Raw genomic sequence first — 18317 nt, forward strand, 5'->3', positions numbered from 1 at the left:
AAAAATATAGAGTCATATGATGGCAGAAGCGTCCGAGTTGCAACAAAATATTTCTTATATATGATATATCTAAAAACTATTATATAATAGAAATATGTAATTATTTGTAACAAGGTGATGATCATAATTATGAGTAAAATAAAAACCGGAATGTATGTAAGGTGTAATATAGATATTGAACATCCTGAAACACCCAGAAGGTTTGCACTCGGACAAGTGAAGAGTGTTTATAACAATGAAGAAGTCTTAGTAGACTTTTATAGTTTAGAAAGACAATTTGATTATTTTTCTGTTTATCATGTTCCGAAACAACAAAGGTATCATCAAACTCAGATTGAACATGTTCATATTTTACCTAACACAATCGTGGAATGGAATAATGATAAACAAAGCGGGAAAATTATTGAGTTTTCCCATAAAGATAAAGAAGGGTTCAATTGGTACTACACCGAAGTTATAGTGGCTAAAATGAAGAAAATTAACATTTTTTGTGAGACACAACTAAAGGTGCCTTTTAACCGAGCTGATGCCGACCCAGTAAAGCAACTAATAAATTATGAACTAAATCATCCCAGATGGTATTTAAAACGTGATATTGTAACTAATTCACTTCACACATTAAAAAATGCCACCTTTGGGTTTGATACATTAGTAGGCTCACGTGTCTACTTACTAAAGCACCAAGTTGATACAATAGTTCGGGCAATATCGGAAAGGCCATGCCGTTTTATGTTAGCTGATGAAGTAGGACTCGGAAAAACGATTGAGGCCATTGTTATAATGAAGGGCTTGCAAAAACGTATCGGCGATATGAGAATCTTAATAATTACCCCAGAATCATTATTGTACCAATGGAAAAATGAATTATCCTTTAAATTCTGGAGTAATTTTCAAGTGCATGGGGAAGAATCCTCCCGCAAAAAGCATCCATTTGTGTTATTTCCATTAGAAAAAGTCAATACTCCTATATGGGATGATTTATTGGCAGACAATTGGGATTTAGTAATTATAGATGAGACTCATCGTTTACTTTATCTCGATTATGAATATAAAAAATTACTTCAATTAAGCCAGAAAGTCGAAAATCTTCTGTTACTAAGTGCGACTCCAATACAGTCTCGTCATAATGAATTTTTAAAATTAGTTCGTTTACTAGAACCGCATAAATATTTAAAAATATCAGAGCAACATTTTGACGCATTGCTGGAAAAACAGAATTATATTCGGAGACGCGTTTATCAAATGATGCAAGAACTTCCGGATTATATAGAAGATGAACTGGTAGAAGATTTCATTGATAGCTTTGAAAAAGTATCAAAGAGACTTGAAGATAAAATTTTTGATAGATTAATTGACAATATTGATCCGGAATCAGATGACCAAGGTTTGGATCAAGTTAAATTAGCCTTGGCGTATTTAGCTGAAAATTATCAAATTGAAAGAAAAATTATTCGCCACCGGCGTAAAGAATTGGAACAACAACTACCTAAACGTCAAAAAGAAGTAATTTCTTATGAAATGCAAGGTTCAGATTTGCTTTATTATGAGTTAGATACAAATGAATCGCTGTTATCTTATTTAGATCTTATTAACCAAAAAGGTTATTTGCCAGACCAAGCAGGATCCTTCCACCGTGTCTTTTTATCCAGTATGTTTAGTTCCCCATGGGCACTTGAATCGGTGGTTTCAAAAAGACTGGAAATTCTGAAGGAAAACGAGGTATACATTGATCGTGAAATCTTTAAACCGTTAAACATTCTTCCTGTTTCAAAAGATGAGGAAATGTACTTGAATGATTTATTGGGAATAATAGAAAGATGGAAAAAGGCTGCGGAAAAAGAATTTTTCCATATTCAGGATCTTTACGATGATCCTGACCTCATTAAAGGAAGATTAATGTATATTTTAGACTATTTGACCGAAAATACGGAAAACGAAAAGGTTGTTATTTTTTCTCAGTGGAAAGAAACAATTATCCAATTTGAACGACTCCTTACTGCTAGATTTGGTAAAGATAGTGTTAGAAGTTTTTATCAAGGAAAAAACGAGGAAGAACTTCAGACAGCGGTAGACGATTTTCAGAGAAATATTGACTGCAGATTTATGGTTTGTGACCCACTGGGAGGGGAAGGCCGAAACTTTCAGATGGCCGATTTTTTGGTTCATATTGATTTACCCTGGACTCCGACAGACTTGGAACAGCGTATAGGAAGGCTTGACCGCATTAATCGAGAAAAAGATGTTCTTTCTGTTATATTCATTTCAGAAGAAACAATAGAGGAAGAACTATTTAGATTATGGAATGAAGGACTACAAGTTTTTGATGAGTCTTTAAGTGGAATTGAAATTGCTTTGTTTGAAATCCAAAATGCTATAACAGAAGCAATTACAAAGAATTTGGAAAACGGGCTTAGCAATATATTAAATGAAATAAACTTGAGTCTTCAAAAAATGAGAGAAAAGGTAGAGGAAGAACGATTCTTCGATATTGCTAGACAATTAGATCAATCAGTAGAGAAGCAATTACTACATTTAATTCATCAATTTGATGCAAATGATGGTGGTATTTTGGCTTCAACGATGATGTCTTGGTCTTCCTTCTGTGGATTGCATGGAACAGATGTGGAAAAAGGGACAGCAATTATGTATTCCCCTAAGTCTTTTAATTTTAAATCAATGAATAATTCACAATATTTTGTTCCTGATTTAGAAGAAGCCCGAAAGAGGTCTTTACGTTCTAAGGAATTGAGAGGGACTTTTATACGAAAGAAAGCGATTGAACGAGAAGACTTGATGTTCTTTGCTCCCGGAGACTTATTATTCGATTCAATCGTAAATAATGCTTATGCTCTTTCATCTGGAAGATCTACAGCAATAGAATTTAGAACCAATGAGGTGCACTGGGAAGGTATTGTATTCACATGGTCAATGTCATTAAATCCAAAACCATTGATTGATATAGGGGAATCATTAGATCATCTTTATCATGCTCAAGGTTATCTCCCATTGGAGCATTTTAAAACTGTTGAGCACGTCGGAGGAGATGAAATTGATGAAAGGACAATCGTTTCTTTACTTTCAAATGATATTCCAGATAGGGTAATAAGGCACTTAGGAAAAAGACAAGGTGGTGTTTTAAAAAAGTTTCTTGACGACTACCCCAAAGATATTTGGCAGAATATGATTGAATCTAGTTTTGAGAACAGTCAGTTGAAAGTCCAGGAATTTTTTAAATCTGAGGTGCAAGTCCATAAAGCACGTGAGGATTTCCAGAATAAGATAAATTCATTGAAAGCTTCAAATCTATATTATGGATATGAAGACGATGCTAATGTAAGGTATTTATCATCAATTTTTGATGCTGTACAAAAAGGAATTGAAAACCCGGTCTTTCGATTAGAATCAGTAGCATTTATCAGGTTGGTGAATACGAGTGGATAAAATATTTGATCTAACTCAGAAAGTCCTGTTGGAAGAAATCGAAGTAATCGAAGGAATTAATACTCTTGACGAAATTCTGACCGGTTCAGATATTAAAGCTCTATCCAAGACCAGTTGTGTAAAGCGTATCTTTAAATGTCTCAATGAAATAAATTCTAATTCCAACCGTGCATCCATTTTTGATTTAGCAGGTCATTTGCGCCAGTTTATTCTTATGTTTCAATCAAGGGTGAAGGTATCTTCAAAATGGCAGGAAATATTAAAAGACCTTTCAGAAACTGTTGGGCTTTACGTAGGATTAGATGGTGAGGTAGATACTGTAAATGAATTCCCTGTATCTATCCCACACATCGAAAGAGTCCAGGAAATTTATTCTCTGCCTGAAAGAAGAATTAGCAATGCGCCAATTGGGGATGGAATCTTGAATCACATGACAGGATTTACGCGCTATCGATCTGAAGCACAAAAAGTGATGGTTAAATCTTGCATGAATATGGAAGAAGGGGAAACTTTCCTGGCTGCTTTGCCAACAGGTGGTGGAAAAAGTTTAGTCTTTCTTTTGCCGTCCTTTTACGAAACCGAGGGAGGTACTCTTTTAGGTTCCTTAAGGAAAACCGTCGGTACGACCATCGTAGTTGTTCCGACAGTCTCATTGGCGATGGATCAAAAGATGGCAGCAGCTAAGCTTTTCTCTGCCGCCATTAATGAAAAATATAAACCGCAAGCGTATTATGGAGATCTGTCAGCAGAGGGAAAGAACGTGATTTTTGATGGATTAAAAGAAGGTTCCCTCCCAATTCTGTTTACTTCACCGGAATCCATAGTGAATGGTTCTTTATCTAATGAAATCTTAAATGCTGCGTATAAGGGTAATATTACAAGATTTGTAATTGATGAAGCGCATATCGTCATGGATTGGGGCAGCAATTTTAGGACCGATTTTCAATTGCTGACCGTTTTTCAAAAGAGATTGTTAAAAGCGACAAAAGGGAAATTGAAAACTATACTTTTGTCGGCGACATTAACAGACGCTGCTACCAATTTGTTAAAGAATTTATTTTGCCAAAATGACAAATATACGGAAATACGCGGAGATGAACTCCGATTGGAACCAACATTTTTATTAGATGAAAACAGATCAATAAAAGAGCGTGATGGTAAAATTTCAAAGTTGATTCCATATTTGCCAAGACCTATTATTCTATACGTTTCCAAAAAAGAAGACGCTGTATATTGGAAAGGAAAAATGAGTGAACTTGGCTATAGACGGATTAATACATTTACTGGTGATACCAAAGACTTAGATCGGGAAAGGATTATCCGACAGTGGAATAACGATGAAATAGATATTATTGTAGCAACGTCTGCCTTTGGGATGGGTGTAGATAAACGTGATATCCGTACAGTCATCCATTGCTGTCTGCCTGAAAGCGTCAACCGTTTTTATCAGGAAGTAGGACGGGGTGGACGCGACGGCTTTGCTTCAATTAGCCTATTGAGCTACCAATATGAAGAAGATGTCAAAATACAGGATGGTTTAACCTCAAAAGCGGTGTTAACTACCGAAATGGCTTGGAAACGTTGGATTGCCATGTATGAGAAGAGAGAGGCAACAGATGTAGCCGATGAATTCTGGTTTTCTATGAACGCACAACATGTTGGACTTGAAGGGCCATCCGGCAAAAGTAATGCTTCCTGGAATGAGTCTGTTTGCCTTATGCTGGCAAGGCATGGTTTCATTGAAATTGTGGATACCTTGCTTGAAAAGGGTGAGTTTACAAGGAAGTTACGTTTAAAAATAATTAACTTCTCGGTTATAAATAATGAGACAAACTTTAAAGCAAGCCTGGAACCGGATCGTGCAAAGGAAAGGGAGCGGGTAAACAAAGACCTCCGGCAAATGAGGAAACTAATTCGAAAAAGCGAACAGCACTGCATATCAGAATCCTTTATTGAAATCTATCCTAACGCTGTTGAGGCTTGCGGCGGATGTCCATCATGCCATTCAGACAGGAATGACCTAACCTATTACAGGCCGGAATTAAGAATACCTTTTAATAATCAGGAAATCGAGACGGAGGCCATTCTATCAGGAAGTTTGGTAGAACTTGCGGGTGGTTTCCAGGAGGTTATTTTAAAACCTTTAAAAGATGATTGGAGCCGTGAATCACTGTTGCATATTATCACAGAATTAACGGCCTGCAACATATTGACTCTCGTTTTACCAGAAGGAAATAATATAAATTATACTGAACTATTAAAGGCATCACCTACTGAAATAGATTGGGTTAATTATACATTCCTAACAAGAGATGAATTAAAAAATTACCCTTTGGACTTGCTAAAAGGATCGGTTGCCATTTTTTATCAGCATGACGATTTTCTAAATGACCAATTATTCCAATGGTCCAGAAGGTTTCTGGACGCCCATCCTTCAGGAATAATTGTCCATGTATCTACACCGAATATTTTTATCCCTTCAGAAGGAAAATCACTGGATAACTTAGTAGATTATATAGGCATTAACAAGGACGATTTCTTTGAAAGGCAAGACCAAATGTTCTCGCTTGAAATGTTTTAAAAAGGTGTCCTTAGAGTTCTCTCATAAAAGGTTAGATCTAAGGATATTCCTAAGATGTTTATAAAGAGAGAGGATGGTGGAAGATGCCATTTGATAACAATTTGAAAAATATGCAAACCCCTGGTCGTGTCCATGCTTTGTGCAAACTATTGGCTCATGGTTCCCAAACCCAAGACAGATTGATGGAACTACTGCAACCTAATTCTGATAGAGCACAGGTAAAAGAGGTTTATAGACTTGCACTAAACGGAGGTTTGGTCAAGTTGGGAGAAGATAAGAAGGTCCATTTGCAAGTACCTGAACAAATTGTGTTCGATCGGAAAGAATTCCAAAACTATGTTTCACAGCTCGCATTTAATAATAACGATTTTGTATTTGGCAAGTTTACAGCATGGGTCATGACAAGAGGAGAGAAGGTATTAAACGAAACAAAAGATCAGCTTTCTGATAGTTTCTTTAATGATGTAACAAGACAGTACACTAAAAATCGCGAATTTAATGACACTAATATAAATGGATGGGTGACTTGGGCAAATTACTTTGGATTAGGCCATACAATGAACGGCAAATTTATCGTAAACCCTGCAAATCGAATCCAAACCGAGCTCGAGAACGACAAACAAGCCTTGCCCAGTGGAGAAATGATACCTTTTAGAACCTTCATGAAATGGCTTGGAGAAAAATGTCCCGAATTGGATGGCGGCAATTTGAATAGGCCATTTAACACTCAGTATAGCAGCCAACAACTTTCCTTTGCACTGTCTCTAGCACTCAGTACGTTACATGACATGAAAATTATTTCGTTACAAAATACAAGAGACATTGAAGATATTTGGTATCTCTCTGATATGTCGACGCATCACATACCAAATCAAGTAACTGAAATAATGGTACTGAAAGGTTGATTATTATGGATATACAAAGATATAAAAGTAAACTTTCCGATGTATTTCAAATAAATGCGATAACTGTTGATAAAGATTATTTCATGTTAACGCATAAACCATTTAAAAGAATAAAAATGGTGAGCAAAGGATTATTTTTAAATGGGGAAAAATTTTTCCATGAAAATGAACTCTATAACACAATCATGGACAATCGCGATAAACATCAATTTCATGTTGTCAAAGGGGACAATGGTTCGGGAAAATCCCATTTAATTCGTTGGATAAAAGAGCATTACGAAACCGATGCAAAAAATGAAGCTGTCATTTTTATATCCCGGATGCAAAGTACCTTGAAAGGCGCATTGCAGCAAATTATTAATGCAGAAGTTATCCAAAATCATGAAACCTCGCATAAACTGAAAAATTTGATTGAAGCGAACAATCATTTAGATAAAGCCCACTTAAAAAATATCATTCTGGCACATTTAAACGTTGCGGTACAAGAGGACGACGATACAAGAGATATCAAACTACGCAGAAGTAAGCGATTAAACCTATATGATTTTCTTTCCAGCCATGATACTCGTGATTTTATGCTACGTGATAATGGCCCTCTTGACAGGATACAGAAAAAGCTTGCACCAAGTGTTAATAATGAAATTATGGATGAAGTAAACCCGCACTTCCTTCCTGAAGATTTCAAAATTACCTCAGCAGAATCGCAAGAATTCAAGAGGATGAAAGATATTAGTCCAAGGGCACTGCGTTTCATTGGCAGCATACAAGAAGCTTTCAATGTAGATGATCAGGAAGAGGTTGAGGAGTTTCGAGCGGAGCTTGCTAGGTATTTGAACCAGTTCCTTGACAAGGTAGTACAAGAATGCCTTAGCCTTCGCGGCACTGATTTAAAGGAAATTTTCGTCCTTTTGCGCCAGGAGTTGAAAAAGGAAGGTAAGAATTTAACGCTATTTATCGAAGATATAACCTCCTTTACAGGAGTAGATAAGGATCTTGTAGATGTTTTAATTGCCGATCACGAAGAAGAAAAATCGCTAGCGCTATGCCGTTTAGTTTCGCTTGTAGGTATTACCAATGGTTACTATAATACTTCTTTACCTGGCAATATTATAGACCGGATTACCAGCCATATCGAAATCGATAATGTGGTCATGGAAAACAAGGATGAAAGCGCTGAACTGGCAGCAAGGTATATTAATGCGGTTTATCTTGAAGACGACCAAATTCTTGAATGGAAAAATACCGGGTACCGCCTCGAAGAATTTCCTGTAGCAACAGCATTTAGGCAACATTCATGGGCAAATGTTACAGTTGATAATGATTTGGAGTTATCCATTTTCCCATTCACAAAAGCCGCTCTGTGGAACTTTTATGTTCATTTGGAGACAAAAACTCCACGGAGCTTCTTGCAGACTGTATTATTGCAGTACATTCAAAAATATGCTCTTTACGGGCCAAGAGGTCAATTTCCACCGAACATTGGCAAGGTACTATTAGATTTCAAACGTTTGCCAAATTGGAAGGATACCAGTTTAAATCGGGTTTTAAGCAGTAAAGTCAGTGCTGATGAAAAAGGCCGTTATGAAACTTTATTCCGTATCTGGGGAAATGGCACATTGGATGAACAAATGGTAGACGGCAGGAAAACTGTCGGCGGGTTAGAGGATGATGTATTTGAATCCTTTAAGTTAAAGCCGATTTCTGGGATCCAGGGCAGAACCGCGCCAAAACCGGACCCCGCTGGAGCCCGTGGAGGAGACGGAATTCCTGTTTCTCCAAAACCTAATCCAGGTGGAGGAAAAAGACCAATAATAAAACCGGTACTAGACCCTCCAACAGTTGATCCGCCGGTAGTAGACCCGCTCGCAATAGATCCACCAGTTGTTGTTCCTCCATCTACTGAACCATCTAACCCGGATTTGGAAAATGCGATAAGCGAAATTGAAAGATGGTCAAAAGGTGAACCGCTTGATAACAACTGGATGATTGGCGATATTTTAGATATTATCCGTGAATATATCCATTGGGATTTAGAGGGTATTTCTACATTGATTGTTAAAGACTTCTTAACTAATAATTATGTATTAATAGAAGGCCAATCTAAGGCAGTAAAAGTAAAGGAAGAGAATGCTCTTATTTTTAGGCGTAATGATACGCTTCGCTATACTCTAGAAGGGCTTGCTTCCTACCGTTATGAGGGCAATAAAACTTGGGATTTCCCAAATTCCTCTATGGCACTCCTTTCCTTGCATACTTGGCTTGAAATAGTGAAGGATGATATCGTTTCATTTTTACAGAAGCCATTTGATTATAAGGGTAATGATTGGGCTATGGAAGAATACCTAGTGTCAGCTGAATTTTATTCTACTGCCTTACTTAGCGGTTTCAAGGGTACCGAAAGATCCCCTGAAGAAATATACTTGCAATTATTGAAAGACAAGAATAAAAATAATATAAAAAACCACAACAAAACATGGGAAGCATCAACAAATTACTTGAACCTTGAACATACAGACCTCTTTAGACGTTATTTTAATTTGCTTCAAGGTGAAACTAAAAGGGCGGGTTATTCATCCCTGACTTTCTTCTATGATGCATTTGAAATCATTGGCACAATCAAAAAAATCACAAGCAAGGATTTTGCACTGGTGTTGGATGGCATACCAAAAGGGAAATCAAATAGCTGGTATACATCTGTTAATATATTGCCTGATATTAATCAACGGATACAATCAGCCGCTAAAGAAGAAATTAGCCAGTCAACCAACTTTGTCAATAATATTCAAATGTTAATAGGTGATGAACCTTCAAAAGATGTTATTGAAAAAATAATAAAGTCGATGGCTGGTTTCCTTGATTATTTAAAACAAATCAAAGAGCCATTTCAACATTCACAGTTCGAAGTACTTTACAATAATGTATTAAATTACCCTGAAGTAGCGGCGAAAATCCATGTTTTAAAAACGCTTGAAGATACAAGTGTTTTTGCTGAACAATTGGTCGCATTGTCAAACAGCCCTGCTCTTCAAGTCCAGCCATTTTATCTGTTGCTTGATAATTTTAATAAATTGGTTGAACAGAAGAACAATGACATTGCACCAAAAATTTCATCACTAAAGACCGAGTTACAATCTTATTCAGGTGATCCGATTACAGCCCTAAAGCAAGATTTATTGGCAATAAAAGAGGTAATCAGTGAATTGGATGAAAGGAGTATCAGCCATGTTGTTAAATAAAATAGCTGAAACTCGTAAAACGTTTGAAGAGTATAATAAAGTTTATACTGATCTTCAAAATGTTAAAAAAATAAACTCCTTCAGCCAATATGCTAAACAAGAATTGAAAAAGTGCAAAGATATCCTTGAAAGTTACCGGGCCCTCAATCAAATGGACGATGATATTTTTCCAAAACGAAGCATGGGTTACGAACTCAAACAACTTGAAGGATTATTTAATTACGACTTGGCTAAATTGAATAGAGATGAAGTATCCTCCTTTCAACGAACTTTAAAGAAATTAGATGATCACTGGAAAATGCGGTGGACAGTATATGTCCAAAATAAAAACCAGGACCTTATTGGTTTATTAGAAAGACTAAAGAACATTGTCAGCAATCCGCAAGAAATAGAGCAATTAATTATGTACTTAAAACAATTTGAAACTGTATGGCCGGTGTCATCAGCCAAATTGTCCAGGTATCATGAATATCTTGCACAAGCAAATAAAGTGGTTTCCGACATGAACGCAAGTCAGGGTGTGCAGGAGTTTATTGGAAAAGTGGCAGCCAATAATGCCACCATTGAAGATTTGAATGACGAAGTGATCAGTTGGTTGCGCGAACAGCAGTTAACGAACAAGTTATTTATTAAATTCAAGTAGTAAGGAGAATTCCCATCATGAAACGGACTGATTTTGACATTCTTGCTGAAGAAATATTAACGCAAATAGAAATGAAGGAAAACCAGTTACTCGAATGGGGATTTATTGGAGGTGGGATTGATGCAGAAGAGGAAATAAGGACTCTTCTGCTCAACCCTCCTACTTCTTTATTGGAAGAGTTGATTGGCGGATTAGGCATTACTGAAGGGGACACTTTTCGAATTTTGAATAATTTAGTGGATAGGAAACTATTATTCCAACTAAATCCGAAGCATTTATATCGCTCACGTTTTGCTGAGACGATTCGGTTGCTCTATTTATTAAAGCAGCGCTTTACCCATGAAGATTGGCACACGGGGAAAAACCTTGTGAGCAACATCAAGCCTATGCTTTCTTACAGAAAATATCCTCGCCGAAATATCACCTTGACTTCCATTAATGAAGAATTAAATTCGGTGATTGGAATTTCCAATATCCATAGAAAAGTTGTTTCAACATTACTTAAAGGTGGAGAATTGTTTCTCTCACAATTCCAAATGGATTCAATGGTACGGATTTTGAATCAATCCCGAAGTAAATTTGATTCAGGCACTGTTATTGGAGCCGGAACGGGTTCCGGAAAAACGAAATCTTTTTACATACCAGCTTTTGCATCTCTTATTGAGGCAGTTACAAAGGATCAAACCAATTGGACAAAAATCATTGGTCTTTATCCTCGTGTTGAGCTATTAAAGGACCAATACCGTGAAGCGTTATCAGAAATTCTGGCATTAAATTCACTTTGCAGGGAATTTGGAATTCGTCCCCTGACCATAGGTGGTTTATTTGGTGATACACCAAAAGTTGCAAAGGATGTACAAAGCCATAAAGATCGCAAATGGGATAAAACACTAAAAGGGTATGAATCACCGTTTTTTATATGTCCAGAATGTTCCCACCCGATGGTTTGGCGGGAAGAAGATGTTGAAGAACAAGTTGAAAGGTTGCATTGTTCCGAGTGTAAAATGGTAATAGGGGAGGAGAATATCGTCCTGACAAGGGACAGAATGAACCGGACTGCACCTGACATCCTCTTTACTACAACTGAGATGATAAACAAAAAGACACCCAACTCATTTGAAAATCAATTATTCGGTGTCTATGCACAAAAGCCGCCAATGTTGGTCCTGCTTGATGAAGTTCATATATACGAAGGCATTACTGGAGCACATGTGGCATATTTGCTTAGACGCTTGAAACACTTGATAAAACAGTGGCACCCAAACCGTGGAATCCAGTTTGTAGGTCTATCAGCTACATTGTCAAACCCAAGCTCCTTCTTTTCTCAATTAGTTGGTTTAGAAGAAAAATACATTGAATACATAACACCGCAGGAGAAAGATTTAATGTCTGAAGGGATTGAATACAATATGGTAGTCCGCGGGGACCCGTTTTCAGCTGCTTCTCTTTTGTCGACATCTGTCCAGACTGCCATGTTATTAGGCCGGATGCTGGATCCGATTAACACGAATGTTTCAAAAGGCGCCTACGGTTCGAAGTTATTTGGTTTTACCGACAAATTGGATGTTATTAACAGGTGGTTCCATATCGAATTGGATGCTGAACGGGAAAAAAATTTGAGCAAGCTTCGTGATCAGGGAGAAATCAGGAGAGAAATCAAAGGCAATCCTAATTTGACCGAGCGATATAAGGCAGGACAATTATGGCTTGCTCCAAATCAAATTGATGAACGGGCTTTAAAAACCCCATTGGACGTTGACATTACATCGTCCCAATATAAAGGAGTAAGTGAAAAAGCAAAACTTGTCATTGCAACTAGTACATTGGAAGTCGGCTATAACGATCCAAAGGTAGGCGGAGTAATCCAGCATAAAGCTCCAAGAAATTTGGCTTCTTTCATGCAAAGGAAAGGCCGGGCAGGCCGTGTCAGGGGGATGAGGCCTTGGATGGTCGTTATTTCATCTGCCTACGGCCGTGACCGTTTCATTTATGATTACCCTGAGTTATATTTCCAGCCTAATTTAAATGAAATGTATTTGCCAATCCAAAATTCAAATGTAATCAAGATACAAATGTTGTTTGCGTTTATGGAATGGTTAATGGACCGTTTTTATAAGCAGTCAAAACTGCTTGATGTCAGGGACAAGTTAAGTGCAAAAGGATATGTCCGAAACCCGAATTATTCCGAACTCATTTTATCGATTGTGAGACAAGTGCTTGAAGGAAACGATCAGGATTTGGTGGAATATTGGCAGAAATCACTCCAACTTGACGCAAAAACTCTTACAAGGATAGCCTGGAGCGAACCGAGGTCGTTCTTTTTTGATGTTTTACCTACTTTGTATACGCAGCTGAAAGAGCATTTTTCATTCATTGATGAAGAAGAACGTTCGAACGATCCGTTTGTCGGTTATATCCCAAGGACATTGTTCTCGTCATTGGACATTTCCGAACTGGCCCTTCACATTCCCAACTCGAACAAGGTAAATCATCAACCTCTGGTTCAAGGGATTATGGAGTTTGCACCTGGCAACGTTTCGAAAAGGTATGTTAATGTGTACAAAATGAAAGAGGCTCATTGGCTTCCAGTTGGAACGGATGGAATTGTAGATGTAAAATCTGGCGTAATGAATTCCCGATTGATTGAAACTCTTCAGGTAGAAGGACAGAGCATTCCGGTTTTCGAACCAGTTTCTATTAACCTGGAAAGCATCCCGTTTTCTGTTTCTGACAGATCATCTGGAAAATATAATTGGAAACTGGATATTAAGCCAATAAAAAATACGTTCCAGAACAAAATAGAATTTCCAATCCAAAGTTCTCTAAGGTCTGTATTCGATAAGGTCGAGTACTTCACAAGTGATGAGCACAATTACACAAAACTCACGAGATTTGCAATCAATGGTGAAGGAGTTCAAAAATCCAGTAAAGGGGAAGAGACACCTTTTGTATCCAGATTCGAATACCAAGGCAAGGACTGCGCACTCGGATTCCAACGCTATGTTGACTCAATTATGTTCGATTTACAAACAGTGGATACAAATAGATTATTGGATGCGCCGCTTGCTCAACAAATCATCTCGGTCTCAAAACCTGCTTTTTTTGATTATTTATTAATGACTGACCCGGAAGTTTCCCAAAGGCTAAATGTTTTTCAACGCGGTTGGCTGGCCCAAATTGCCCTATCTTCCGTCATGGCAATTTGCATTAGCAAAAAAGTTACGATGAAGAATGCAATAGAAATTTACAAAAAAGACCTTGCCGGCATTTCAAAAAGAACGCTCGAAGCAATCTTCCTTTCCACGATTGCCAAAGATGAGGATGATCAGGCTACAACTTCAAACGATCCAAAAGTAAAAAAGAACCTTCAGTCCTTCATTGAAGATTCTTCGTTAATGGATTGTATCCTTAAGCATATCGAATCACTTGAAGGTGACCTGAAAGACAACAGACAATTCCACCACTGGATGCAATTAACCATCATTGATTCAATGGCAGCGGCACTTAAAGCAGCCCTTGAGGAAATGCTTCCTGACGTTAATACCGAAGATACCAATATCGACGTCATCGGGAACCGTATATTGATATCTGAAACAGAATCAGGCGGATTAGGGATCATCACAAAAATTGTTTCATCGCTAAAAAACAATCCCGCTGTATTCGAAGAATTAATTTTAAGCAATATTAATAATTGCCAAAGACATATGATTGCTTCTTCTATAAAATCCGTTTTAAACCATATTGAGGATAACAACCTTTCAGACTTAATAGAAAAAATACGCGAGGAACAACGTGTTGAATTCCAGCAGGAATATCTGGGGAAATTGCAGTCCCTTCTTGACCAACTTGGCATACCTCCGAAAAGGGATCTTATTATGGCTATGTCGAGCAAGTTTTTCCGCAGCAACCGCTCTGCAAAGACCGATTTGTTTATGAAGGAAATACATGAAGACTGGGAAAATGAAGAAGATAGATTGAAATTTCATATTCAACCAAATGTCTTTTCTGTAGCAAGTTTGAAACGGGAAGAAATGGACACAAGGTTAAGGGGCCTTATGGAAGATGCAAATCTTCAGTTAACAACTGAAAGGCAAACTTTTTTATTCCTAGAATCCTTTTTAGTACATGATTGCCACGATTCCTGCCCGGAATGTTTGAATATATATAGTTCCTTCCAGTCATTCCTTAAACCATCAAGGTTATTGTTAAAAGCATTGGTGAAACCAACACATGAGATACTGCATTATCCAAGCCCTGACTTTTTTGAAGAAGCAACAAAGACTCTTGAGTTAGAAAAACGATTGCGGATTGTTCTATCGACTATGGAAAAGAAGGCATTCCAGACTGAATTATTCCGTTTATTCCATACTCCAATAGAATTTAAATTCCAATTGTATTATCCATTTTTAGAAAGAGTGACGAATAATGGGGATAATTGGTTTTATGACGTGAGTGTTAGGGAGGTGTCATATGTCTAATCGGATTATTCGTTCATTTGGGGGAAGCACTGTCCTTAGGGATTATTTAGTCTCATTGTTTGTAGCAGAAGCAATGAATCCAAGCCCGGAATTGTATTTGATTTCACCATTCTTAAGCAATTCGCCTTTGATTGAGAACAGGAATAATCAGTATACAGATGTATTTCCTTTGATTAAGTCCAAAACAATTTACCTTTCAGATATCCTTTCCACTTTAGCGTGGAAAGGAGTTTCAGTCAGAGTCATTTGTGACAATGATCGTGACGAAACGAAGCCGTTAATAGATGCACTTTATCATCAGGTAAAGTTCAGAAAGTTGGAACAAAACCATGATAAAGGGTTAGTATCCAACAATGTCTTTGTCCATGGTTCAATGAACTTTACGTACAGCGGTATCTATTTGAACAAGGAAAGTTTAAGGACAACAACTGAATTATCAGAAATAAATGAAGCTCTTATTTCATTTAGGCAGCGTTGGGAGGAGTCGAAAATTATATGAATACCTCAAGAATAGAATTCCTGCGCTTTTTACTAAAAATGAGTGAAGCCGACTATAAATCCAAAGAAATAAATGGACAATTTTTTGTGGACCAGTCTATTTTTCAAGAAATGGTCAATCGCTTAACAGAAGGACTAACAGCTATTTTGCCTTTTCAAAACAAGGGTGAGACAGTATGGCTTTGCTTACAAAGTGATGAGCAAACTTTAACATTTGATTATTCATCGTTAAAAAAGTTCATTTCCCCATACAACATAGATGACGTTGTCCTAAAGCGCATGTTTGTAAGAGACACTTCAGAGCTTGGTCGTCTGGGCAGCGACTTGTTTCCGAACGGGTATTATATGTTCAAAACAAGCAATGCTGATGTAAATAAAATTTGGGAATTACTTAAACTTTGGTTGATAGTGTTAAACAGAAAACCTACAATTAAATGGCAGGAATCGGTCATAAATGCTTATACATTAAGAAATAAATTTAGAAATCATCTTGGGATGATGGAATGGGCGGAAGCGGAGCAAACATTAAATGTAATCCGTGACGGCCACTATGTTTCGGATGAAAATTTCTTATTTCTGTATGTAGAATTGTTATCGGCCCAGAGCAAATGGAAAGATATCTGGTATTGGAAAGAATTCGAAACCTTATCCGGTCTGCAGAGACTTCCCAAAGAAGTTAAAGAAGCAATGTTATCTGCATTTTATTTTGTCAATTTGGCAGATGATGAAGTGAACAATGATTTTGAAAAGAGTTTTCAAAAGTTTACTGCTAATCGTTTTCGACTGAGTACTTTATTGCATAGTCATCTCGGAATAATGGGCGACCATATTTACCGGATTTTTGCTTATCAATCTACATTTGAGCAAAACCTTGAAAAACTTTATTTCATAAAAGATCAGGTTAGAGACGATGAGACTTTAAATTTAATCTGTTATTTAGAAACAAAGTTTTCTGAAAATCCTGTTCGTGTTTTACCTCCAAGTGTATCGTCTGAGGAAAGAGCAAAACAATTTCTGATAAATCGTCAATACGATGATGCATATTTAGCCTTAAAAGATTGCGATAATTCAAAAGAAAAAGTGGGTATGTTATCTGTTCTAGGTTTCGAGACCGGATCAAGTGAGATCCAGAATGAAACCTATCAACTGTTTTTAGAACTTCCTAAAGCAGCGCAAGATAGTTTATCAAAAGATAATAAAACAAAGAATTACATTCTCTTTATTAAAATGACGAATGAGGGAATACAAAAAAAGGCTCGTCAAGAAGACATAAAATATACTTGGAACCATTGGTTTCTAAAAGTTTTAGAAACAGATACCGAATCATTTGATCCGTTGTTTGAAGTTTTATATGACCAGGAGAAACTTCCCTTGTTTATTTGGTCGCCTTCAATGGTAGTGGAATTAAGTAATATTGTTTTGGAAGTAGCATTGTCAACTTTAGATTCAAAAAAAACTGTAGTACTTAATGAAGGAATTATAATCTTTATTTCTGAATTAATCCGTGATAAAGAATTTCCGCGGACAATTGCAGCAGATTTATACGCTGATTCAGTTGAACTTCTTTTGCTTCATTGTAATAAGAATAAAATTAATACGAATCATTTAAACCGTCTTTTCGAGGGCTTGCTTCAGATCAATGTGGTTGAAATTGATAAGTATTGGCACTGGGCAAGCCAATGGTATTCCATTACTCCAATGAATATTATGATTCCCAACCTTTTATTTACGCTTGAGCTGTTTTGTGATTATGGTCAGAAGTTGGAGGATTTAAGCAACGTTTGGAACCAATGGACTTCCACACTGTTAAATGGAATATCAACGTTATCAGACATAGAAATTATTGATTGGGTAAAGATTGGCCAAATTATCGGTGGGGAAAAGTTTTTAATTAATAAAGTGCAAGATTTAGTTGAAAATGAAATAACTGAAATAGAAGAACTGGAATTAGCGCCAGTAACCTCCATAGTGATTTTTACATTAAGAGAAAATGCGGCCAGACGTGCAGCTGAACAACTTGTGATGAGAAATCCTAATTTAAAGATCCGCATAAATATGGATACTCATCTAACAACACAGGCAAAAAGCCTTGCAAGTTCCTCGGATGTTGTTGTTCTTGTTACTACAGCAATGAAACATGCTTTGTACTACGGAATTACTCCATATATAAAAAACGAGCCGGTTTATCCTAGTTCATCGGGCACATCAAGTATTGTTGTCGAGATAGAAAAATACTTTAAAAGCTTAGTAACAATTTAAATTCCATTTTATCTCTAAAAATCGATAATAATACTGCTCTCTATTGCTTGAAAGAGGGCAATTTTTTACTTATACAAGTTCTGGACATGAAAACCTGTGCCTGAACAATAAAATTAAAATTTGCACATCGATAGTCAAGGTATCTCCCGGTATGTTACGACCATACTTATGAAGTACCATATAGGGATAGGGTAAGGAGGTATCGAAAAATGTCGAGAGAAAGGTGCAAAAATTATTAAATTAGTTTATAATAAATTATATAAAAAGTCCGCTATC

8 protein-coding genes are annotated in these 18317 nt (G+C 36.9%); all 8 read left to right on the plus strand.

Going from position 1 to position 18317, the window contains the following annotated elements:
* Nucleotides 1-129: 129 nt before the first annotated feature.
* The 8 genes from D0463_RS00600 (at nt 130) to dpdD (ending at nt 18041) form a co-directional block, all read left to right on the plus strand.
* Nucleotides 130-3441, plus strand: a complete 3312-nt coding sequence (locus tag D0463_RS00600; RefSeq protein ID WP_160118330.1) for an SNF2-related protein — start codon at nt 130-132, stop codon at nt 3439-3441.
* Nucleotides 3434-6022, plus strand: a complete 2589-nt coding sequence (gene dpdF, locus D0463_RS00605) for a protein DpdF (protein ID WP_117303945.1) — start codon at nt 3434-3436, stop codon at nt 6020-6022. Before D0463_RS00600 ends, dpdF begins: the two co-directional genes overlap by 8 nt.
* 83 nt (nt 6023-6105) lie before the next feature.
* Nucleotides 6106-6927 carry a hypothetical protein gene (locus tag D0463_RS00610; RefSeq protein WP_117303947.1) on the plus strand — a complete coding sequence of 274 codons (822 nt, stop codon included), beginning with the start codon at nt 6106-6108 and terminating at the stop codon, nt 6925-6927.
* On the plus strand, nt 6924-10163 hold the full coding sequence (locus D0463_RS00615) for a P-loop domain-containing protein (protein WP_133299551.1): 3240 nt from the start codon (nt 6924-6926) through the stop codon (nt 10161-10163). The genes D0463_RS00610 and D0463_RS00615 overlap by 4 nt, the downstream gene beginning before the upstream one ends.
* A complete protein-coding gene (locus D0463_RS00620) occupies nt 10150-10806 on the plus strand; it encodes a hypothetical protein (protein ID WP_117303952.1) in 657 nt (218 codons plus the stop codon). The genes D0463_RS00615 and D0463_RS00620 overlap by 14 nt, the downstream gene beginning before the upstream one ends.
* 17 nt (nt 10807-10823) lie before the next feature.
* A complete protein-coding gene (gene dpdJ, locus D0463_RS00625) occupies nt 10824-15284 on the plus strand; it encodes a protein DpdJ (protein ID WP_117303954.1) in 4461 nt (1486 codons plus the stop codon).
* On the plus strand, nt 15277-15783 hold the full coding sequence (dpdK, locus tag D0463_RS00630; RefSeq protein ID WP_117303956.1) for a phospholipase D-like domain-containing protein DpdK: 507 nt from the start codon (nt 15277-15279) through the stop codon (nt 15781-15783). Before dpdJ ends, dpdK begins: the two co-directional genes overlap by 8 nt.
* On the plus strand, nt 15780-18041 hold the full coding sequence (gene dpdD, locus D0463_RS00635; protein WP_117303958.1) for a protein DpdD: 2262 nt from the start codon (nt 15780-15782) through the stop codon (nt 18039-18041). Before dpdK ends, dpdD begins: the two co-directional genes overlap by 4 nt.
* Nucleotides 18042-18317 lie beyond the last annotated feature (276 nt).

Origin of the sequence: Bacillus sp. V59.32b (assembly GCF_003429085.1) — a bacterium.
Lineage (GTDB): Bacteria > Bacillota > Bacilli > Bacillales > DSM-1321 > Peribacillus.

Bases quoted from the DNA above. Each gene is read 5' to 3' on its own strand.
- D0463_RS00600 (WP_160118330.1), top strand. From the start codon at position 130: ATGAGTAAAATAAAAACCGGAATGTATGTAAGGTGTAATATAGATATT.
- D0463_RS00610 (WP_117303947.1), top strand. From the start codon at position 6,106: ATGCCATTTGATAACAATTTGAAAAATATGCAAACCCCTGGTCGTGTC.
- D0463_RS00620 (WP_117303952.1), top strand. From the start codon at position 10,150: ATGTTGTTAAATAAAATAGCTGAAACTCGTAAAACGTTTGAAGAGTAT.
- dpdJ (WP_117303954.1), top strand. From the start codon at position 10,824: ATGAAACGGACTGATTTTGACATTCTTGCTGAAGAAATATTAACGCAA.
- dpdK (WP_117303956.1), top strand. From the start codon at position 15,277: ATGTCTAATCGGATTATTCGTTCATTTGGGGGAAGCACTGTCCTTAGG.
- dpdD (WP_117303958.1), top strand. From the start codon at position 15,780: ATGAATACCTCAAGAATAGAATTCCTGCGCTTTTTACTAAAAATGAGT.